At 56.0% G+C, this 20,932-nt stretch carries 17 protein-coding genes and 1 tRNA gene; 6 read left to right on the top strand and 12 right to left on the bottom strand.

The genetic code is table 11. From position 1 onward, the window contains the following. Positions 1–4 precede the first annotated feature (4 nt). Together C461_RS05315 and C461_RS05310 are read left to right on the top strand one after the other, a co-directional pair. Positions 5–949: a DUF368 domain-containing protein gene (locus C461_RS05315; protein ID WP_007999290.1), complete on the top strand. Its 945-nt coding sequence runs from the start codon at positions 5–7 to the stop codon at positions 947–949. A gap of 81 nt (positions 950–1,030) precedes the next feature. Beyond that, positions 1,031–2,047 carry an NADP-dependent oxidoreductase gene (locus C461_RS05310; RefSeq protein WP_007999288.1) on the top strand — a complete coding sequence of 339 codons (1,017 nt, stop codon included), beginning with the start codon at positions 1,031–1,033 and terminating at the stop codon, positions 2,045–2,047. A gap of 45 nt (positions 2,048–2,092) precedes the next feature. Here the strand turns inward: C461_RS05310 and C461_RS05305 are convergent, their stop codons facing one another. After that, positions 2,093–2,689 (bottom strand): NADPH-dependent FMN reductase, encoded by a 597-nt coding sequence (locus C461_RS05305; RefSeq protein WP_007999285.1) that lies wholly within the window; start codon positions 2,687–2,689, stop codon positions 2,093–2,095. Beyond that, a complete protein-coding gene (sfnG, locus tag C461_RS05300; RefSeq protein ID WP_007999283.1) occupies positions 2,690–3,838 on the bottom strand; it encodes a dimethylsulfone monooxygenase SfnG in 1,149 nt (382 codons plus the stop codon). It abuts the gene before it with no gap. 220 nt (positions 3,839–4,058) lie between these two features. Here sfnG and C461_RS05295 point away from each other — a divergent pair, with 220 nt between their 5' ends. Beyond that, positions 4,059–4,961, top strand: coding sequence for a hypothetical protein (locus tag C461_RS05295; protein ID WP_007999281.1), 903 nt, complete (start codon positions 4,059–4,061; stop codon positions 4,959–4,961). Positions 4,962–5,035: 74 nt separating this feature from the next. Here the strand turns inward: C461_RS05295 and C461_RS05290 are convergent, their stop codons facing one another. From C461_RS05290 to C461_RS15035, 9 genes are all read right to left on the bottom strand, one after another. Then, positions 5,036–5,368 carry a DUF5789 family protein gene (locus C461_RS05290; RefSeq protein WP_049906322.1) on the bottom strand — a complete coding sequence of 111 codons (333 nt, stop codon included), beginning with the start codon at positions 5,366–5,368 and terminating at the stop codon, positions 5,036–5,038. Positions 5,369–5,582: 214 nt separating this feature from the next. Next, positions 5,583–5,717: transfer RNA gene (locus C461_RS15435), tRNA-OTHER, on the bottom strand. A 274-nt stretch (positions 5,718–5,991) separates the two neighbouring features. Then, positions 5,992–6,195 carry a hypothetical protein gene (locus C461_RS15430; RefSeq protein ID WP_152418338.1) on the bottom strand — a complete coding sequence of 68 codons (204 nt, stop codon included), beginning with the start codon at positions 6,193–6,195 and terminating at the stop codon, positions 5,992–5,994. A 150-nt stretch (positions 6,196–6,345) separates the two neighbouring features. Next, positions 6,346–6,678 carry a hypothetical protein gene (locus C461_RS05285; RefSeq protein WP_007999276.1) on the bottom strand — a complete coding sequence of 111 codons (333 nt, stop codon included), beginning with the start codon at positions 6,676–6,678 and terminating at the stop codon, positions 6,346–6,348. A gap of 88 nt (positions 6,679–6,766) precedes the next feature. Beyond that, the gene (locus tag C461_RS05280; RefSeq protein WP_007999274.1) at positions 6,767–7,504 is read right to left on the bottom strand and encodes a recombinase family protein; all 738 of its coding nucleotides are present in this window, start codon (positions 7,502–7,504) and stop codon (positions 6,767–6,769) included. Between the two features lie 185 nt (positions 7,505–7,689). After that, complete coding sequence (locus tag C461_RS05275; protein WP_007999272.1) at positions 7,690–8,430, bottom strand: hypothetical protein; 741 nt, start codon at positions 8,428–8,430, stop codon at positions 7,690–7,692. 70 nt (positions 8,431–8,500) lie between these two features. Then, complete coding sequence (locus C461_RS05270; protein WP_007999271.1) at positions 8,501–8,740, bottom strand: hypothetical protein; 240 nt, start codon at positions 8,738–8,740, stop codon at positions 8,501–8,503. 374 nt (positions 8,741–9,114) lie between these two features. Then, positions 9,115–11,484 carry an HsdM family class I SAM-dependent methyltransferase gene (locus C461_RS15040; protein ID WP_080506259.1) on the bottom strand — a complete coding sequence of 790 codons (2,370 nt, stop codon included), beginning with the start codon at positions 11,482–11,484 and terminating at the stop codon, positions 9,115–9,117. A gap of 121 nt (positions 11,485–11,605) precedes the next feature. Further along, positions 11,606–12,337 (bottom strand): M48 family metallopeptidase, encoded by a 732-nt coding sequence (locus tag C461_RS15035; RefSeq protein WP_162138518.1) that lies wholly within the window; start codon positions 12,335–12,337, stop codon positions 11,606–11,608. Between the two features lie 57 nt (positions 12,338–12,394). Between C461_RS15035 and C461_RS05260 the strand changes: the two genes are divergently transcribed. Genes C461_RS05260 through C461_RS15420 form a run of 3 tightly spaced genes read left to right on the top strand, consistent with a single transcriptional unit; the run spans position 12,395 to position 16,585 of the window. Next, positions 12,395–14,791: an ATP-binding protein gene (locus tag C461_RS05260; RefSeq protein ID WP_049906318.1), complete on the top strand. Its 2,397-nt coding sequence runs from the start codon at positions 12,395–12,397 to the stop codon at positions 14,789–14,791. Beyond that, positions 14,784–15,800 (top strand): response regulator, encoded by a 1,017-nt coding sequence (locus C461_RS15425; protein WP_152418336.1) that lies wholly within the window; start codon positions 14,784–14,786, stop codon positions 15,798–15,800. Before C461_RS05260 ends, C461_RS15425 begins: the two co-directional genes overlap by 8 nt. Then, positions 15,800–16,585: a hypothetical protein gene (locus C461_RS15420; protein WP_152418335.1), complete on the top strand. Its 786-nt coding sequence runs from the start codon at positions 15,800–15,802 to the stop codon at positions 16,583–16,585. Before C461_RS15425 ends, C461_RS15420 begins: the two co-directional genes overlap by 1 nt. 839 nt (positions 16,586–17,424) lie before the next feature. Here C461_RS15420 and C461_RS05250 read toward each other — a convergent pair. Beyond that, complete coding sequence (locus tag C461_RS05250) at positions 17,425–20,931, bottom strand: helicase-related protein (protein WP_007999266.1); 3,507 nt, start codon at positions 20,929–20,931, stop codon at positions 17,425–17,427. Between the last annotated feature and the right edge of the window lies 1 nt (position 20,932).

Here is a 20,932-nt window from a genome sequence, read left to right as displayed (position 1 = left end):
AACCATGACCGGCCTCCGAGACTGGGTGACCCTGTATCTGAAGGGTATCGCCATGGGGAGCGCGGACGCGGTCCCCGGCGTCTCCGGGGGCACTATCGCGCTCATTCTCGGTATCTACGAGCGGCTGATCGCCGCGGTCACGGCGATCGACCCGGACCGCATCGTGCGCGTGCTGTCGGGCGCCCGACCGCGGAATATTCCCGACGCGCGCGCCGCGTTCCACGAGATCGACGGCGCGTTTCTGGTCGTGTTGCTCGCCGGAATCGGGACCGCGGTCGTCGCCGTGCTCAGCGGCGTCAACTACCTCTTAGAGACGCGCCCGGTCGCGACGTACGGGTTCTTCTTCGGGCTCATCACGGCGAGCGCGGCGGTCCTGCTCGGCGACGTCGAACTCGACACGCCGCGACGAAAGGCGGCCGCGGCCGGCGGCTTCCTCCTCGCGTTTCTCGCCTCCGGCTACGCCTCGACCGCCCTCACGACCTCACTGCCGGTGGTCTTCGTCGCCGGTGCGGTCGCGGTCAGCGCGATGATCCTCCCGGGCGTCTCCGGCTCGCTGCTGCTCGTCGTGCTCGGCCAGTACGAGTACATGTCCGGGACGGTGAGCCGGTTCGTCGACGGGCTCGTCGCGCTCGCGCTCGGGAACGGAACGAACGCGCTCGCCGAGACGATTCCCCCGGTCGTCACCTTCCTCGCCGGCGGCGTCCTCGGCGTGTTCACCATCGCTCACGCCGTGAAGTACGCCCTCTCGCGGGCGCGGGCCGCGACAATCGCCTTCCTCGTGAGCCTCATCGTCGGCGCGCTCCGGGCACCCCTCGTCGAGGTGTCGATCCGACTCGCGGAGAGCGGCGAGTCGTGGCGGGCGGCGGCTCCCCGATTCGCGCTCGCCGCGATCGGCGGCGCGGCGCTCGTGCTCGTGCTCGACCGGCACTCTGCGACGATCGAGTACTGACCGGGCGCTGCTCGCCCGGTGGCCACCGTGCCCTGCTGGCGTCCAAACCCTATTGAGTCCGACGGCCCAATCGCGACCGTAATGACCACCAACCGTGAGTGGGTCCTCGCCGAGCGTCCGGCGGGAGAGCCCGACCTGGACTGTTTCGACCTGCAGGAGACCGAGGTACCGGATCCCAACCCCGGCGAACTGCTCGTACGAACTCGGTTCCTCTCCGTCGACCCGTACATGCGCGGCCGGATGCGCGACGCCGAGTCGTACGCCGAGCCGTGGGACGTGGGCGACGTCCTCCGCGGCGGCATCGTCGGCGAGGTCGTCGAGAGCGCGAGCGACGCCTACGACGCGGGCGACCTCGTCACGGGCGAGGGGACGTGGGGCGATTACGCCGCCCTCGATGCTGACGAGGTCACGCCGGTCGACCCGGCGGTCGCCGACCCGAAGGCCTACCTCGGCGTACTCGGCATGCCGGGCCGGACCGCCTACTTCGGGTTGCTGGAGGTCGGCGAGCCGAAGCCCGGCGACACGGTCGTCGTCTCCGGTGCCGCGGGCGCGGTCGGATCCGTCGTCGGCCAGATCGCGAAGCGCAACGGCTGCCGCGTGGTCGGCTTCGCGGGCTCCGACGAGAAGACGTCGTGGCTCACCGACGACCTCGGGTTCGACGCCGCGATCAACTACAAGACGACCGACGACTACCGCGGTGCGCTCGAGTCGGCCGCGCCCGACGGCGTGGACGTGTACTTCGACAACGTCGGCGGCCCGATCACCGACGCCGTGTTCACGCGGCTGAACCTTGACGCGCGCGTCGCCGTCTGCGGACAGATCGCCCACTACAACGACGAGGAGGTCCCGACCGGCCCGCGAAAGCTCCCGCAGATCATCGCGCCGCGAGCGCGGGTCCAAGGACTGCTCGTGAGCGACTTCGCGTCCCGGTTCGGCGAGGCCAGCGAGCGACTGGGCAAGTGGGTCGCGAGCGGCGAGCTCGAACACCGCGAGACCGTCGTGGAGGGGTTAGAAAACGCTCCCGACGCCTTCCTCGGGCTGTTCGCCGGTGACAACATCGGCAAGCAGGTGGTGCGGGTGTCGTCGCCCGCAGAGTAGCGCGCGTACCGAGTCGCCGAGCGGATCGGCGACTACTGCAGGCGTTCAGATCGCGGGTCCGAGCGACCCGAGCGCCTCACTTTTGTCGATCGCCGCCGCGAGCTCGATAGTGGCCTCACCGAGCGTCTCAAGCCGCTCGCGGACCGGCTCCTCGACGAGTTCTCTCTCTTCGAAGTGGTCGGCCGTCGCGTACGCGGCGCCGCCCACCGTATGCGCGCCGAAGAAGGCGAACGCCGGTCGGAGCTCCTGATCGACGGCGAGGAAGTGATGGTCCGTCGCACCGGTCGCGAGCAGCCCGACCGCCGCGTTCTCGAAGGGGGCGACGTCGCCCTGCCACTGCCCGCGCGGGACCATATCGAGGAGGTTCTTGAGCGCGCCCGAGTACGACCCGCGGTAGACGGGCGTGCCGACCACGTAGGCGTCGGCCTCGACGATCAGCTGGAGTGCGTCGGCGGTGTCGCCCTCGTAGTTGTCGATGCCGCGGCCGTCCGCGGTCGCGAGGTCGTAGTCGGCGAGATGCAGGAGTTCGGTCTCCACGCCGTGTGCGTCGGCGGCCGCCTCCAGCGCGCGTTCGACCGCGGTTCGCGTTCGGGAGTCGGCCGAGACGCTGCCGACGATCCCGAGAAGCGTCCGGTCGGCCATCTATCGGGCCACCTGCGCGCCGCCGATCGTCTCTATTTCGTCGACGCCGTCGACCTCGTCGGGGTCGAGCGGGTCGGCCGCCTCGATCGCCGGGATGATCGTCTCGCCGAAGCGTGCGAGCTCCTCGCCGAAGTCGAGAAAGCCCGTGAGAACGACGTCGACGCCGATGGCATCGAGCTTCCGAACGCGCTCGATGATCTGCTCGTCGGTCCCGATGAGTCCGGTTTTGAAGCCGTCGTTGTACTGGACGAGATCCTCGAACTCGGAGTCGGCCCACATCCCCTCGCCCTCCGCGGACGACTGGCCGGCCTCTTGCACCTGCTCGCGGAACGCGTCGACGGCCTCGTCGGTGGCGTTCTCGATGATCCCCTCCAAGACGCGCTTGGCTTCGGCCTCCGTCTCGCGCTGGATGACGAACGCGTTCGCGGCGAATCGGGGCGGCTCCGTGTCGAACTCCGCGGCGTAGGACTCGACGTCCTCGATGACGGCGCGGATCTCTTGGAGGCTGCCGCCGTTGATGAACAACACGTCCGCGTGCTTCGCGGCCATCTCGCGGGCCGCCTGCGAGTTGCCGCCTTGGAAGACCTGCGGATACGGGTCCTGAATCGGCTTCGGTTCGAGCGGGGCGCCCTCGAAGCCGTCGATGTCCTTGCCGATCGTGTAGAACCGGCCGTCGTAGGTCGCCCGATCCTCCGTCCACAGCGCTTTCAGCACCTCGATGAACTCCGCCGAGCGGGCGTACCGCTCGTCGTGTTCGAGCCACGGCTGGCCGAACCCGGTGAACTCGCCTTTGAACCAGCCGGAGACGACGTTGATCGAGAACCGCCCGTCGCTGATGTGGTCGGCGGTCGCGATGAAGTTCGCGAGCGGGCCGGGCTCCCACAGTCCGGGGTGGACCGCGCCGATGACGTGTAACTCGTCGGTCTGCGCCGCGAGCGCGTTCGCGATCGCGAGCGCCTCCAACTGTTTGTCAGCGCCGTAGCTGCCGAAAAAGCGCGCCTGTGCGAGCGCGTAGTCGAAGCCCACCGACTCCGCCGTGCGAGCGAGGTCGAGGTTGTAGTCGTACGTCCAGTCCGTCTCCGTCTCCCAGTCCGAAACGACCAGCCCGCCGCTGACGTTCGGGACCCAGTACGCGAACTCGGTGTCCATACCCGCCCGTCAGCCCGAACCCGGTTAACGGAGTCCTCGGCGGCCAGTGCTGACGATGGTCCCCGATAGCGGTCGTGTTTGTGTGCGGACCCGGGCTCCGGCAACGATTGACCAGACCTCGGTTCGATCGCGGCCGATCGTTGCGCGTCGAGGTGGACGGCCCGTCTGGCTCGACGAGACCGACGGTACAGCTATCCCCTCCCGAAACATGTCACTCAGTATGAAGAGATTGCGATTGGTCGCGATCGCGCTCGCCGGGGTCGTCATCGTCGGTATCGCCGCGTACGCGGTCTTCGCCGGGCTGCTGATCGGGTCCGACGTGGCGTCGTACTCCTCCGACGGCGTGACCGTGTCGGACCTCGAGTACGAAGACGCGCTCACGCGGGCGGACGACGCCGGATACACGGTCGAGCGCGTCGGGTCGAGCGGCTTCCACCCGGACGGCCTCGACGAGCTCGACGCCGAGCTCGGACCGGAGTACGAGGCGTTCAGGGTCACGTTCGACCACTCGGAGACGAAGCGGCTGTGGGCGACGTTCCACGGGGAGGATGAGACCACCGTCGTGACGCTCTTCGCGGACGACAATCGCGATGACTTCACCGTCGACGATCTCCCGCCCGACGCGTGGCTCGTCGATCGGCTCACGCTGCTGTTCGAGATGGACGAGGCCACCGCGGCGGACTACGTCGAGGAGCTCAAAACGGAGATCCGAACGAGTGATCCCGCCGACCCCGGAGCGAGCACGCCGAGCATCGAGATCGACGAACCGGTGGCGTTCCGGGCCACGTACGACAGTCTGACCGCGAACGCGACGACCGTCAACGCGAGTTCCACGCCCGGGACCGGGTGGCACGAACGCGAGTACTACGCGGCGGACGAGCGGCTCGGTAGCATCGAGTTCGTCCTCTCTCGGGCGACGGTGACCCACGAAGCCGATGAGGCCATCTATCGCGTGCACCTCGACTATCACGGCGGCATCAGGGTGGACGCGCAGACGCGCTCGTCCCGGAACTTCGCGGAGGAAGACGTTCGCGCCGTCTTCCGACAGATGTTCGAGGAGATGGGGATCCCGCCGGACACGATCGACCACATGCAACTCGAGTATGAAGGGAGCGTGTGGTGATCGCCGTCTCACCGCTCCGGGCGCCTCTCCCGGCCGCCTCTCGAACGGTACCGCTGGGGGAGTGAGCCGGACCCTTACCGGTGTATCAACCCCAAGATCCGACTTCGAACGTCATCAGCGGAGACGAACGTTTGGTCGTCGGTCGCGGCGAGTACGTCTTCGAGAGCTTTCGTCCCGTCCTGCGTTTCGACCTCGTGGTCGCCGTAGGCCGCTACCAACTCGTCCGTCGTAGTCGGATACTCATGGGTCTCGAGTGCGTCGTCGAGTTCACCGAGTCGGTTATCGGGGTCACCGGCCATCGCCTCGTTTTCATCGTCGCGGTCACGCACCTCCTCTCGGTCCCGGTCCGGCTGGCGTTGCGCTCCGTCAGCTTCGTTCTCGTCGTTACCTTGTTGACTATTTGTCATATCACTCAGTAGGCGACCGAATCAGATAACGGTGTGGTTGCTTCTCGGAGTACTCGTCTCAGAACTGGATCGCACTCCGAGAGAAGCGAAAATTCTGCGACAAAGCATGCGCGGGACCGGATTTGAACCGGAGCAAGACGGTCGCTCACTTCGTTCGTGCTGCGTCTTGCAAGGTTCAAACCGCTCCTGCTCTTCGCTCACTTCGTTCGCTCAGTGCGCGGGACCGGATTTGAACCGGCGGACCCCTACGGGATAGCGTCCTAAGCGCTACTTGTGCGAGCGGGGGTTTGCGGTCAAATACCGTGCTCGCCCCACGGCCACAACCACGGGTGCGTTCGCGTGTGTGCGCCGGTCTCGCGTGCGTTCTAAGCGCTTTCAGCGTCGCGTGGCTTTGCTTGTATCGCCAGCCTCTCACGGGCATTACTTAAGTGTAATGCGGGGCGTAGCGTTCTGCGATACAGTCACTCGCACCACCCTCCGGGGTCCGCCGCTTCGAATCCGGACCCGCGCATTCCTTGCTTGGCTCGGCAGCCTCTCTCGCATCCTCTCAAGATCTGTCTGCGTTTCACTGGGGGTGTGAGGAGTTCTAACAGGGTACAACGACAACTACAGATTTTCAGGGGTCAGAACGCTGTGAGCTCGGTCTGCTCGGAGACGTCCTCGTCGGCACTCGCTATGTTGCACAATCGGTGCTTTTCGATTTCGTGCACAAGGTCTCGGACGATACCCTGCTGCTCATAATGGCGTTCGGCACGCGCCTCTTCTCGCCGCACGTGTTCATCGACAGATTCGAGTGATTCAGTCCTCGTCGGGTCGTCCCAGTCCATTGTTACATTCGGGGATATCGACCAGTCACGTAAGCAACCTCGCCCCCGGGGAAGGGGGTTTCATGTGATCTCTAAATAGTGATTCCGGCGGTACAGTGCTTGTAGCGTCCTAATCGCTGTTGAAGTGCCCACAAAATTTTGGTCTGGCTACTACTCGTTGTCGCCGTCGTCCTTGGTGTCGTCGGGGTAATCGACTCGCCCGGCGTCGGGGTCCTCGCCGTCGATGATGTCCATGTCATCGGGTGGGTGTCCTTGCGTCGTCTCCGCGACATCGTCCGGATAATCTGCCTGGCCGGTCTCCGCATCCCGATCGTCGTCGCTGTTGGAGTCGTTAAATTCACCGTAGCCCGAATCTACACCTCCGTCCTTGATCCCCTCTCCGTCTACGTCCCCACTGGTGAGATTGGATCCCATCGTTCCTCCCTCAGATTGCACTAATTCCGCGTGCTCTTCGTCGTTCTCATCGCTGGTGTCGTCTGGCATCGCGTCTGATCGTGTGTCGCCTGCGATATAATGCCACGCACTGGGATCCTCCCACGCCGCGGGTATTGACAAGATCGTGGGCGTCGTGTTAATGCTGGATGTCCTGCAGCGCCTCCGCCACACGTTCATCACCGGCGATCGCGTCGAGATACCACTGCAGACGATCGTCATCTTGGTCGATGCGGGACAGTGTCTGTCGTGTGGTGTTGAGCCCCTTCGCTTCTTGTCTGTAGGACCCACCGTCTTCGATCGCCTCCAGGGCATTCCGGATTTCGAGGTAACTGTCCTCGTCCGGATCGGCGTCGATGAGCGGACGGAGATACCCCTCGTCAGTCCGTTCGAACCCAACGGGCACTTCACCCAACCATTTCCCTTCTTTGCGAGCGCGTTTGATGCCGGAGTTCACGCGACTGATTAGCTTTCGTCGTTCCTCTTCAGCGACAGCTGCACTGATGTCTGCGATGAGTTTACCGGTGCCGTCGGGCCGTACGGTGTCACTCCACCCGTTCGTGATATTGACGATCGTCTCGTTGTCGGCTGCTGTTTCGAAGAATTTCTGGTAGATGCTGCCGAGTCTCGCTAACCTGCTGATTTCCCAAACGATGACGCGGTCGTACTCACCCGCGTCGATCGCGTCGGTGAGCTCCCGGAATTGCTCGCGTCCCGGGTCGCTCCCGGACTGGGCGAGGTCTACATACCAGTCGATCTCGGTGGGGCCGATGTTGTTGTTCTGGGCCCAGTCGTTGATGTCGTCTCGTTGGTGCTGTGATTCTTGCTTGTCAGTCGATGCTCGGATGTACGCGGCGACTTTCGGGGTGTTTCTCATACACCCTTACCCACAAGGATTACTCTAATAAAGCGAGGTACCCGCGTACAGTCTGTACACGGGTACCTTTCCGTATACAGGGTGGACGGTATGCGGTAGTACTGAGCGAAGCTCAACGCGTAGTGTTACTGAGAATGTTCTCGCCTGCCTCCGAGCGCTAACAGGATTGTTCGTTCGCCGGGTCCTTACTCCCGTCCGCGTTCGGTCACGTATCTGTCCCGGATCGAATCATCATCATACGTCACCTTATCGTTCAACCATTCGAACTCGAATTCCTCTTCGACCACTCGAAGACAATTCTCTATGCTCAACTGGTCACCAACACGGAAATCGACCCCATACCATGAATCCGAAATCGAGCTCAACAGCGGTTTTACGCACACTGAAGCGTGATCATGAACCATGAACCCCCACTCCGTAAAGTACGCAAAGTTGTGAGAGACATCGTTCCGGCATAGTCGAATGAACTGAGCTAATCGTACCTCTTCATCGGTCAATTCCCCCTTGTTGTACGCGGCGCGAATCACGGGGGAGAGCTTCATATCCGTCCCAAGGCGGTCGTTCAATGCGTGTTCGAGGAAAGATCCGGCTCGTGTTAGAACGGGGGTTACGTGGTTTTGTGATAGTAAGAGGTTGGTCTCGTAGAGTTCGATTATGAAGAACGTGAGGTTCTCATCGTTCTCATGCAGGTGTTGTATCAGTGCCGTTGAAATCAGCGAGACAGGGTTTCTACGACCGCGAGATTGGAGTTCTGCTCCGAGGTACTTTTCCTGCTCTGCGTCATCGTAGACTCTCAACCGATTCCCGCGGTTTACTTGGTAACCGTCTGGGACATCGATCTCTTCAGGATCAGTTTCATACACCCACCGGAGTTTGTTCACGTACCCGAAGATTCTGTACCATTTCCAAGCTAAGTAATTCTCCATTCGTTGTTTTGTGATACTTTCTAATGCTTGTTCAAGGTTAGTAACACCTGATCGTGTTCGGGGTGCGGTGTCACGCGGCGGGGTTGTCGCGGATCTCAGACTCAGTAGTGCGCACTGCGAGCTCGTGCGTGTGATCGTCGATTGTGACTGGAATCTGCAGTTGAGCTGCAGCGACAAGTTCGGGAGCCTCGTCTGGCGTAACGTCGCGGCTCGCGGTGTTGAGTGCGGCGTCCACGATCTCACCGGCGTCGTCGTACTCGTCACGTTGTTCCTCGAAGAGTTCCGGGAGGTCGTCTGTGTCTCGTGTCATCTACACTCGATAATCCGGTTGGGACTCGTATATACGGGGTCGGTAGGGTGTCCGATGAACTCACAACGTGCCCAATAGAATCAACATTTAGCCCGGTTTCACCCGTCATTCACACCGGGATCGGGGTGATTCTGGGCGAGAATCAGGGGTTCCCGGACACTCGGCCGATAACGCTCTCAGTGACCTGAATACAATTTTCCTTGGGAGTGGTGTTCTACGTATTCTTGAGCGACCGGCTGCCTCAGGCAACAATGCATCTGAAGTATATGATTTCGACAGAGCCACAAATGTCTCTACCACCGAAACTTCCAGCGGTGTGATCACCCCGCCGGGATATACGAGATTATCGTCGCATTAAGCAACAGTAACTGCCTCTACTTTTCGGATGGTTTAACGCAGATATTTAGAATATTTATAAGTATCTCATCGATCTTCCCAATAGGTTCTGAAATATCTCCATCACCGCGTTCTATAGTCTCCAACTCATCAAACAGCGTAGCAAGTTCTTGGATTGTGTCTGTCGCTAACTCCCGAGGATCAATCACTGGTGAAGACTTTAGCGCACCAAGTTCGATTTTCTCTAACCCACTGTATGATCGGCTCACTTTGCTTATTTCTTGTTTGACGATATTGCTATTCAGGTAGGCAAGCAGCGCTTTAACCTGTACTTCGCTCTCCCCGAAGTCAGGATAGATGTTATGCATATTATTCAGAGTCCTCAGACCCGCCTTGTTATGGATGAACTGAGACCCTGTTCGGCTCATATACTTCGCTAATATTGGTGCGGGCTCGCGTTCATCAACACAGTACCAGGGGTTTCGCTGGTGGAAGAGCTTCCGGTCAGTGTCGTATTCTCTTTTACAATAATCCAAATATGCGGAGACACCTTCCGGATCATTGACTTTCTCCCTATCATCGTCATAGCAGTACAGTAGCCAGACATCTTTTCCCTTGCTGTGCCACGATAACCAGTCTTCATTGGTAATTTCGTATCCAGGAATATCTTGCGCTGTTCGGATTATGGGCCAGAGATATTTTTTTGGGAGCTCGTGGTTGTCAATATCATTCCTAGTGAGGCAGAAGATCTGGTTATTTCCCGTGGCAATCCCACGCTTGATCGTCGCAATATCGCTAAACTCGCTTACACCGGTGATAGCCTCAGTGTCCGTTGGTGCGAAGTAATGGAGCCAATCCTCTTCAGGGGAGAGTAATCGCTGTGCGATATCTACCCGATACCCCTTCGGACCATCTGAGTCTTCGAAATCTTCATCTAGGAGTTCAGACAATGACTCGTGATCTGGCCATTCAGGGAGGTTGATGAACGTAACATCGTGATTCTGCTCTGGAGTCTTCTTCGTCAAGAGTAGCAGACTCACAGTCGTCTTTACGCCATCAAACGTCCCCTCTTGATCATCGAGATTTACTACGGCCTCGACCTGGAACTCCTCTTTGAGATATTGCTTGAATCCCACCCCGAAATCGGTCTGCATGAACCCGGAGGGGATGACAAACCCTAGTTTTCCACCCGGCTTTACAAACTGGGTTGCGTGGATGATGAAGTACGCATACAGTGGCGACTTACCATGGAGTTTAATCCCCGCTTCTCTGGATATTTGTGAGTTTACCGCGTCTTTCTCATCTTCCGTCAGTAGCTGTGACCGGGAGTAGGGGGGATTTGAAACCACGGCGTCGACGGGATCTGATTTGTCTCTTCCCTCACTGGTCCACTCGTATGCCTTCAGGTCGAGGAAATTCTCGATACTCAGTTTGGGGCTCCCGGCTCCATCAATTGACTTAAGCGAAACTGCGGCCATCGAGACGGACAAACCGTCGATGTCGATAGCCTTGATGTCCTGAATAGGGGTGGTGTCCCCTCTATCTGCTTTTTTTCGGACTACCGCAGATGAGAGCATACCGGCACCAACACCAGGGTCCAAAACCGTAGCAGAGTCCTCCGAAACGGCCCACTCTGCTAGGAGCGAGCTGATTCTATTGGGGGTGGCAAATTGTCCCAGTTCCCGGCGAGTTTTCTGTGTGAAGAGACACTCATAGATGGAGCTGAGAACAGTAGCTGGCTGATCGCAGGTATGAAGAGCGCTTCGGAGTGATAAAATCCGGCGTTGTACACCCTCCGGAAGTTCTGCTGCTAGCTGGCCCGGCGGGGTGGGTGAGAAGCCTTCATCCCCGGTGAGGTTCCTCGCAATTTCAAACTCATGGGCGTAATCGGTCTCAACATCTAGGGGTTCCAGCTCTTCAATCTCCGGAACATACAGAGAGTGTAGCGTGCTTTTCAGATAGAAATCGAACACGGCAGCGCGCGATATCACTTCCGGGGATGATTCGGATACGTCCATTCCTCTGTCGTCAAGCCACCGTCGAATCGAGTGAGGGGGGTCCTGAATACGAGAAGAGGAAGCTATGAGCTGTTGTGCCGTATCGTCGATCGATTCGAGGATCAGAGCTGCCAGTTTCTCTCGTGTGAGTTTGTCCAGATTCGGGTCTTCCGCTCCGGTGTGTTTGACACTCAGAAACCACTCCAGAGGGTTACTTCCCTCACTACACTGAATTATCCCGAGCTCTGAGAGGTATCGAAGTTTCTTATACGCTGTCGGGTACGAACAATCGACGTTAGACGCAACTTGCGAAGTTTCAGCACGACCGAGATCAGAGACGGTGTTGAAAAAAGCGACGAGAGGGTATTCGACAGTATGGGAGCCCTCTCTCAGTTCCCGCCTAATCGACATACGCTAATGATTATGGCCGGGTATATTGGGGCTTTTGGAACGCTGTTATTCGCAAATCAGAAGACGTGAGTGCTGGCTGACATTCATATATAACAACAATATTATGAGGGTCTACAAACATCTATGCTCTTTCTAGCAGCTTTTGCCAGTCCTCGTTCCGGTGAAGCGCATACCAGAACATTTGTAGTTCATTTCGATATCGATCATACTCCGGGACCATTGACTCCACAAGGTCCCAGAATGCCCCTGAGTGATCTGGGTGTCTTGTATGTGCAACTTCGTGGGCAACTAAGTAGCGAAGGTGGTCAAAGGGAAGGAACGCAGATCTGAGGTTGAAATTAAGCGTGTGGCCAGACGAGCAACTTGCCCACTTGGTTTGCTGATTACGGATCGTTACCCGCTCAATCGTCAGATTGTGGGTCGCACACATCGAGTCTGCGATCGTAGTAACCGCCCCACGGACTGCTTCCCTCGTCTGGTTGAGAAGGAAACGCAGATGGTCACCGGATTGTGGCGTCTGTACTCTTACCGTGTTCTCCTTGATGTGAATGTCATAAGAGCCGGTCCGCCTTTCCAAGTCATATTTTCGCCCCCAGAAGACGAAGCCAGACGTAATATCGCCGTATTTCTCGGTGACGCATTTTACGGACTCCTCTTGCTCATCGAACTTCTCCGAAATCCAGCCAGTATTCTTCGCAACGATTTTTCGACCAGAGGCATCTGAAGAGACTGTAACAGAGAGAGAGCCATCGGGATTGAGGGTTAGCTTCGGGTGCTTCACGTTCCGCTGCTGGACAGAGTATGGTATCCGAGCTCCGGATTGAAGCTCCAGTATATTTCGCTCGGCGCTCACGATAGTGAGAGGAAGTTCCCCAAGTGCTTTTAAACTTACCACCGTATCCTGTAGTCAATGAGTAGCTCTCCAGATGATGTTTCATTCACCATTGATAGCCGGCTATTAGAGGAACTAGGAGAGAATCTCGTCACCCGAAATCACGTCGCCGTTAGCGAACTTATCAAGAACGCGTACGATGCTGACGCGACTGAGGTTGTTCTGGAGTTTGAGGACGCGAGAGCAGACGATACCACAGAGAGCGAGATCCGAATCCGTGACGATGGGACCGGAATGTCTCTCGCCGAGGTCCGTGATGACTTTATGCGGATCGCAACGACAGATAAGAGAGAGAATCCGGAGTCGGAAAAATATGGACGAGAAAGAGCAGGGTCAAAAGGAATCGGTCGGTTTGCTTGCCGCCGATTAGCCCATGTGTTGGAGCTTACTACTACAGCGTATATCGAAGCTGATGACGAGTATGAACGGACATCATTGACGATTCCTTGGAGAGACTACGAGAGTAACCAAGAAATTGACGAGGTCACATTCACCCCAACTGTTGAGCGGATTCCCGTAGATGGGAAAGCGGAAACGGGGACAACTATTGGACTACGTGATCTCCAAGACAAGTGGAATCAACAGGATTTCAATACCCTTCGGCGAAACGTTTCGACACTTGCGGTTGTCCAGCCGACAAACAGGGGTCCAGAGTATGAACCTGACCCGGGCTTCGAGATTCGATTTGATGCCCCCGAATTTGAGGATGGAAAAGGTACACTTTCAGAGCAGGTTCACGATGCTAGTTGGGGCTGTCTAGAGGGTACTTTATCCGAAAATGGGGAGGTTTCCCTCTCGCTAGATGCGAAGTTGATCGGTAATCGAACATACTCTTTCAACCACCCTGTAGACAGCCTTGCTGGAACAGAATTCAAAATATCCTACATTCCTCTAGACACAAAGGAACATTACCGTGATTCTCAAACGCTAAGCTTGGGGCGTGCTAAGGAGATCTCCGAGGAACAAAGCGGTGTTCGAGTGTACAAGGGTGGGTTCCGGGTATTCTCGTATGGAGGGCCAGATGACGACTGGCTAGGAATTGATGAAAGGAGGACACTCAACAAGGACCGAAAGCCGGATGATCGATTTGAAGAACTCTCCGACACACTTGAGTTTCACACAGAATTCGAAAACACTCTACTGTCACTACCAAGCAACCGGAACCTGATCGGACGTGTAATGATTAGCTCTTCTGCAGAGCTGAAAATGGCATCCAATCGTGAGGATTTCCTCGATAATGACCTGATACAGCGACTGAAAGAGATTGTCGTCCTAAGTATCGAGTGGATGACTCTCCAGTATAGCCATTATAAAGCAAGAAAGGCAAAGGAGGAGCTACAGGAGGAGACTGAGAAGTTCCTTGAGGAAACCGGAGAAGATGATGGCTCCGGTAGCGAAACAAGAGCGGGGGGCGAAGCAGAGTCGGGGGGCCAAACACAATTGGGTGACCTGAACGGTGAGGTGCCTGAATCGGATGATTCGGGTATTGGAGGGGAAGATAGATCGGATGAAACTGTAGACAAAGCGATTGACCTTCTGGAGGGGGTGGCAGATACAGCGACTGGGGCGATGCCAGAGGAGGATAAGCAAGTCTCTGACGAAGCAGTCGAAACTGCCACCAAGGTCATCAGGAACTCGATTGATCGAAAGGAACAGGAAATTGACTTCTTCAGGTCTGCGTTCTCCGTCAATCAGGTCGTCTTCTCATTCTCTCATGAACTTCGGTCTATGGTCAGTAACTTGGAGAGCAGTGCTTCCCGCATTGAAGCAGTCATCGACGATTTGCCTGAAGACCAACAGGCGAGATTCTCAGACGTCATCGATGACCTTCGGGATATGCAGGGTCGATTCGAAGACCAGATGGAACTCTTTGGCATCTTCATGGAGACTGGGGCACAGAAAGAGATTTCCTCACAAAACGTTGCAGATACCGTAACGGACGTTACGGACGCAGTTGAGTACATCGGGGACTACTATGGCGTGAACATTTCTACAGACATTCCAGAGTTGCTTCGTACTCCACCGATGTATGAATCAGAACTCTATTCAGTCATTGTGAATTTGGTGACTAATAGCATCAAAGCCGTGGGAACCACCTCTGACACTGGGAAGGGTATTCTGGTCCAAGGAACCTCGACCGATGATGGAGTTCGGATCAGAGTATATGATGACGGGGTTGGCATTCCAGACGATCAAAAGAATGCTGCGTTCGAGCCATTGGTCTCTGACCCGGCTGAGAACATGTACGAGGGGCTTTCAGAGCAAATGCCAGAAGAACTGTCTGAGCATCTTGGGAAGGGAAGTGGGCTTGGACTCAGCATTGTTCGGAATATTGCCCAGAAACATGGTGGGCACGCTGAGTTTGTGGAGGCACAGGACTGGTCAACGTGTGTGGAGGTTACGCTGAATGAGTGACTATACTGTCTGGTGGATTGACGATCGAGATAATCGAGAGAAAAATTTTGCAAACGTTCTAGAGGAGCAAGCAGACCCACTATCTGTTGTATTCTCTAACCCAGAAGATGCTACGGAGGCTCTTCAATCAGACAACGAGCCAGATGCAGATCTCGTTTTGATTGATTGGGTGCTACATCAGAACGGGGACTACACCGGGAAAGGGCTCACAATGGCTGGCACAGTCAGAGAGAACCTTCCCCAAGTTCCGATATATGCCTTTAGTGGGGAGGCGATAGATGAACTTCAACAGCCTGTAAGTAAGAGCCATTTCCAGTGGACATGTGAAGTCAGTGATTTAGTGGGTAAGGAAGGGGCTACCAAGCTGGTTAACGATCTATCTGATTATGAGGCCCTAGAATCAGTAAGAGGAGAAGGGTTTGAATTTCTGGTGGAAACTCTGAATCCTCCAGAGACTGCTAGGCAAGAGGTAGAAGCGGTCATTCCAAGAGAGTTCAATTCTGGATTGAAGGAAGATCCAACGGTGAAGGGTGGCAACAAGCTTGCGTTTATGGAGTGGGTTTGTCACCGATTCCGCGAGACCCCAGGACCACTTTGGGATAAAACTTGGACTGCTACAAAGCTCGGATTAGAGGAAGATGTCTTCGACGACTATATCGGCGAATTATACGACACATCGTATGGTGAATTCACCTACGATGGGATTTTTTCACACTGGTCTGGAGAGCGGTGGTGGTCTTCCGAACTGATCGGGGCCGTTGTTGAGTTGAACCAAGACCGTAATGCGCCGGTTGGAGAGATATGCCGGACTGCTACAAGAATACTGGATGTACCTGAGGACAGTATCGCAGAATGTAGAGTATGCGAGGATAAATACCCAGAAACAGTCGCTGCTCAAATAGAGGGTGAAGATGCTAGGTTCCCGGCGCATCTCATCTGTAGCAATGTGCATCATTCTCGGGAAGGTAAATTCGAGGACTATCGATTAGTGGATGAGGGCGCACAATAGTGTCCTTTGATGACCTACTCCCCGAGGCTAACCAGCTGTATGAGCATTTGCTGTCCGAGCTCAATTTCCTCCGAGATTTTGAATCGGGGGCTTTCGAGCGAAATTGCGACTATGTTACAGCCGCCTATTTCAACATGAGGAGTCAGGAATCTAGTGATTGGACTCTGAATCTCTCTCCCAACTGGGTGTTAGATATTGGCGGTGAAAATTTTGATACAGGAGAGGCACGGGATTTCGACGAAAATATGGGGAAGGCCATTATTGGGGGGAAAATAGCTGTTTCAGATGGGGATTTTGAGGAGTACTCTCTCAATCTCACACTGTTGGCTCAGGAGGACACAGAGGCGCGTGGTAGAGATGTAAACAGGCACCTTGGAGCCCCTTGCTGTTGGAGTGCTGATGCCGCGGAGTTCGATTATCGGGTCGCTCGTCGATACCACTTTGATATAGATATGGGGGACAATGAGGATGAGCGAAAGCCTGTTTCTCATCTTCAGAATGGGGGAGAGTTTGATACAGGACATCTTCAGCACGCAAATCCCCATTATTGCTCAAGTCCGTTGGATAAACCCCGGCTGCCTCATCCACCGATGGATCCTATTCTGATACTCCATATGCTTGCAAAGCAGTATCAATCGCTCAGCCAAATGATACAGAGCGAGTGGGGTAACAGAGTACGTAGAGCTGAACGACACCTCTGGCAGCCATATCACTCCACAATCAGCGACTGGTACGATGTCGGATCAGGATCCGAAACATTCGCTTCTTACATTGAGAACGATTGAGACAACCTACCATTACCGTACTGCGAATTTCCGACCTGCTCCTTTGCTGACGAAGCTCTGAGTCCGACCAAAACTCTGGTAAGCCCACTGCTTCTCGTGAGGTAGTGTAACCGTCTTACTCGTTGTCAATCTCCCTGTCGAACTTCTTGAAGTCCGAGTTACTTATCGGCCGATCAACTAACTCAAACACCTCTCCGCCGTCTATATCTCCTTAATCACGAGACTCAACACCACTGCGTCCGCCCGTGCCTGTACGCACCACCGTGCGGGGAAGGGCGAGTTTCCCGGGCCACCACACCCGGGATTGGTCCCTCTCTCTTGGGGAGCCGGGGACGGTGTCCCGTCCACGGCAGTGTGTCGACGCACACTCACTCCTATGAATGTCTGGATATCTGCCCGTCTGGCAGGTCGATCGGCGCGGTACACACCGCACACCATTCCGCGCGTCCCTGTACCCTGAAGGCTGGCGTCCCGGATCCGGCGCATCGAATCTTATTCGCACCCTCGTTGTGCTCAGTCGGTGTTGTCGTCGTTGTTGCTTCGGTTACACTCATATTCGATTCTCGGCAGGAGTTCCGGTGGACCCGAGGAACACGTACTCACACCCCTATGTACGCCTTGTGCGTACAGCTTCACGTACGTGAATGTCCGATGTGGATCCTGTGTAGAGACTTCCAACCAGTCATCGTTTTCGGTCTTGCTTTCTGTGAAATGTTGAGGTTAGATACCACAGCGTCGCGTATACGTGTCTGAATTTAGTCGTGGCGAGCTGCTCTAACTGGGTTAAGCAGGCGAATTTCCCATAATATTATCTTGAATCTCAGCGAGCCGATCACAATTTAGCGCTGGCCTTTCAAATACATCCCTGCGACGACGTGAGGAGGCTCTTCCTGATCTTCTGCCCAATCCTGTCGTTCTTCGTATTTTTCCTGTAGATTGTACCGAGAGATGATCTCTCGAACAGCGGCCACCAGTTGCTCACCGGTAACTTCCTCATTCCGGAGGTCCCCGAATTCGTTGAGGATCTGATCTGCCGATACTGTCTCAACGATATCTTGGAATTGTGTTATTGTCCGCTGTTGATCGGTGTTTTCTACAGACGACGCGACTTCTCCAAGTTCGTCAACCACGTAGTCTCGGTCGATACTTGCACCTTGGCGAGCTTCTCGCTGGAACTGACGGCGCTTACCCATGTCATCGCCGAACTCCGTCCGCGCCACTTGTACAGCTCGTTCGTATCGACTGTCGAACGTCTCTGCGTCAACGGACGCGACTGGCTCATCGATGGGACACATGATGGTTTCAACGATGGTGTCCTTCTCCTGTGAGGCGAGGTTTTGTCCTCCTTCGCTTGGGAACGTCACGAGATACGGGGTCGTGTAGTCTCCCTGCCGGTAGACAATGACGATACCGTCGTACTCTCGGCCCCACTCCATCGCACTCCGAATTCCGTCGCGGTCATCCAACCAACTGAGGAGATCCGAGTACTCCTGTTTGAGGTCCTGAAGGCTACTTGCGGGGCCGATGAGGTCGTCGCTCCCGATGATCTCGTTCACGTCGTCTTCGACTCTCTCAATGTCCTCTTCAGCGTAGATGTCCTCCATGTACGACCGATTCACGTTGTCTTCCGGACTCAGAATCTCTCCGTCTTCACCGAGGACATTACTAATTTCTTGAACCCGTGATTCAACGCGGTCAACGATGCCGAGTTCCTCTTCGAGTTCCGTTTCTGGCAGGAAATTGAGCGCATAGATATCGTCGTGCCCGCTTCCGAGACGGTCAACACGACCAATCCGCTGAATTAGACGGAGGGGATTCCAGTGGAGATCGTAATTAATCACTAAATTCGCATCCTGAAGATTGACTCCCTCCCCCGCAACGTCGGTTGCAAATAACACGTCAATCTCGTCACTCGGGTCGATTTTGTCTCGTGCATCATTCGCCTCAGGGGCGAATCGCTGAATGATCTTCTCGACGTTCGAGGTATCACTGGTTGCACTCGCAAACCGAACGTCATCAGAGAGTAATCCCCGGTCTTGGAACTGCTCAAACGCAGCTTCCAGATACTTCACCGTGTCTGTGAACTGCGTGAACACAATCAGCTTCTCAGCCCGGTCACCGCGCTGAAGAATCTCATGTGACCCAATACGGAGATTCCCGAGAAGCTGCCGGAGCTGTTCAACTTTGTCGTCCATCGCGTAGTCATCCTGGATGTCCTGATGGAACGGCTCCAAGGTGTCTTGCAGTTCAGCTAAGAGTTGGATGTCAGTCTCAAGATCACGCTTCAGGTCGTCAAGGTGGAAAGCCTCGGTTTGGTACGCCGCGTACTTCCCTTCCTCAACCATCTCGTCAATCTCATCAAGGATGTAATCAATCTGCTCCCCACTGTTGATGAGTTCGGAGACGTCGCTCCCGACAGCGACCGTACCCTCATCAAGAAGATCCCGGAATGTTCGGTAACTCCGAAGCATCCGATTGAGGGACGTGTAGAAGGCATGGACACTGCTTTCCAACCGCTTCAGAAGGTTAGATTTCATCAACCCACGAATGCTCCTCCCCATCGAGGAAAGATTCTGATACGGGTCCTGATTCCCGTACCCCGTCTTCAGGTAGTCTTCCTGTCCAAGCGAATACCGAGCGAACCTGAGGTCCTCTAGCGTCTCCACAATCGCATCGTACAGAGAATCATTGACGCCGTCCGCCGTCGAGTACGTCTCATGCAGATTGTAATCGACCGTCTGTAGGTGCCGATCCGGGAGGTACCGTCGTTCACCACCCATCTGGAGGTACACTTGACCCTCCTCGTCTTCCTCGCCGTACTGGTCGATGATGTCTTGGCGAGTTCGCCGCACCATCACGTGACTCAGAAGATTCGAGAGATCGGTCTCACCGCTCTCCACCATCTTGGTGAAGTCATAGAGGTTTGGCGGCGTAATCGGGATCTGCGTGAGGTCTTCGATGTGGAACAGCTTGATCTGATTATACACGTCCCAGGCACTCTTCGTATACGGCGTCGCAGTCAGGAGAATCGTCTGATTGACCGTCGGCAGAAACGCCTGCAAATTGTTGTACCGATGCGTATCGTCATTCCGGAAGTGATGCGCCTCATCGACGAGGCACACCGACGCATCGTCGTGTTCTTCAAGCAACGTCTCGTGGAAATCCTCCTTCGACACCATCCCCAGGCTGATCACCTCCGCATTGAAGTTGTACTGCTTGTTGACCATCCGCTCCCACATCGGTTGGAGATGCTTCGGCGAGATGATCAGCATCTTCCCCTTCTTCCCACGGAGGCGATTCCGCGCGTGGAAGTGTTCGAGTAACCCGAGACCAACAAACGTCTTCCCCATCCCGACAACGTCGGAAACCAGGACCCCGTCGTACTTGTTTGCGATACGGATGCCGCGATTCACCGCCCACTGCTGGAACTCGTAAAGGTCCTCGTACACATCGAACGACTGCAGGTAGTCCTCAGCAGTCTCCAGCGTCTCCTTGTAAAGCTCGTAGAGGATCTTCGCGTACACCAAGTACGGTGCAGGGAGCCCGGTTCCCGCACTGATATTTCGGAGTGTTTCTACCGTATCGTCCGGAAGCGACTCACCCGGAAGCGCAGGTGGTTCATCGTCCGTTGAGACGTTCCCTGGGTTGTTCGAAACCCACGAGTCTTCAAATGCGTCAAGAAGATCGTCGTCGAATTCAACGGCGTCATCCCACAAGTCATCGAACCACTCCTTCAGTTGGGTGACCTTCTCGTTGTAGACTGGGGCATTGAGTTCTGTATTACTGTGGAGGCCGCTGAGACTGAGATTTGAGGAACCAACGACACCGACGTCTTTGGGAGCGAAGATGTCACCCTCATCTTTCTCAAAGAGATACGCCTTCGCATGGAACCGTTCTTGAAGATAGAGCTTCGGTTGGATACGTCCCTGTTCCAGCCAGTCGATTAGTTTCGTGAAGAACGCTTGATTTTCCGCAGTGGGATCTTCGTAGAGGAGTTGGTGTGAGTAATTGTCCGCAGTTTCCGCACGAATCTCTGTGCGCTCACTCCACTTGACGTTCTGTGACTGTCTGAATTTCGTGCCAGTGAGACGAAGATTCTGATGAGCCTCTATGAGTTCGTCCAACCCTTGCTGATCCGGATTCCCCATCAGGACCTGGAGTGTCCCACCATTGTCCAGGAATTCATCTAATTCAGGACGGAGTCGCTTCAGGCCACTCATATAGAGGTAGCCGACAGCGATTCGAATCCGGTCAACACCCTCGCTTTGGAGCCCGGACTTTAGGACCTCGTCAAGGTGGGAGTAGCGACGGTTGTCGATGATCCCAATGCTATTGTCATTACTCATT

Origin of the sequence: Halorubrum aidingense JCM 13560 (assembly GCF_000336995.1) — an archaeon.
GTDB lineage: Archaea > Halobacteriota > Halobacteria > Halobacteriales > Haloferacaceae > Halorubrum > Halorubrum aidingense.
The sequence above is the reverse complement of the archived record's forward strand: the minus strand, read 5'-3'. Positions and strand labels throughout refer to the sequence as shown.

Excerpts from the sequence above, each read along its gene's own strand:
- C461_RS05310 (WP_007999288.1), top strand. The coding sequence starts at position 1,031 with ATGACCACCAACCGTGAGTGGGTCCTCGCCGAGCGTCCGGCGGGAGAG.
- sfnG (WP_007999283.1), bottom strand. The coding sequence starts at position 3,838 with ATGGACACCGAGTTCGCGTACTGGGTCCCGAACGTCAGCGGCGGGCTG.
- C461_RS05260 (WP_049906318.1), top strand. The coding sequence starts at position 12,395 with ATGAGTAGCTCTCCAGATGATGTTTCATTCACCATTGATAGCCGGCTA.
- C461_RS05270 (WP_007999271.1), bottom strand. The coding sequence starts at position 8,740 with ATGACACGAGACACAGACGACCTCCCGGAACTCTTCGAGGAACAACGT.
- C461_RS05305 (WP_007999285.1), bottom strand. The coding sequence starts at position 2,689 with ATGGCCGACCGGACGCTTCTCGGGATCGTCGGCAGCGTCTCGGCCGAC.
- C461_RS05275 (WP_007999272.1), bottom strand. The coding sequence starts at position 8,430 with ATGGAGAATTACTTAGCTTGGAAATGGTACAGAATCTTCGGGTACGTG.
- C461_RS05315 (WP_007999290.1), top strand. The coding sequence starts at position 5 with ATGACCGGCCTCCGAGACTGGGTGACCCTGTATCTGAAGGGTATCGCC.
- C461_RS15040 (WP_080506259.1), bottom strand. The coding sequence starts at position 11,484 with ATGTCGATTAGGCGGGAACTGAGAGAGGGCTCCCATACTGTCGAATAC.
- C461_RS05295 (WP_007999281.1), top strand. The coding sequence starts at position 4,059 with ATGAAGAGATTGCGATTGGTCGCGATCGCGCTCGCCGGGGTCGTCATC.
- C461_RS05280 (WP_007999274.1), bottom strand. The coding sequence starts at position 7,504 with ATGAGAAACACCCCGAAAGTCGCCGCGTACATCCGAGCATCGACTGAC.
- C461_RS05285 (WP_007999276.1), bottom strand. The coding sequence starts at position 6,678 with ATGCCAGACGACACCAGCGATGAGAACGACGAAGAGCACGCGGAATTA.
- C461_RS05290 (WP_049906322.1), bottom strand. The coding sequence starts at position 5,368 with ATGACAAATAGTCAACAAGGTAACGACGAGAACGAAGCTGACGGAGCG.
- C461_RS15430 (WP_152418338.1), bottom strand. The coding sequence starts at position 6,195 with ATGGACTGGGACGACCCGACGAGGACTGAATCACTCGAATCTGTCGAT.
- C461_RS05250 (WP_007999266.1), bottom strand. The coding sequence starts at position 20,931 with ATGAGTAATGACAATAGCATTGGGATCATCGACAACCGTCGCTACTCC.
- C461_RS15425 (WP_152418336.1), top strand. The coding sequence starts at position 14,784 with ATGAGTGACTATACTGTCTGGTGGATTGACGATCGAGATAATCGAGAG.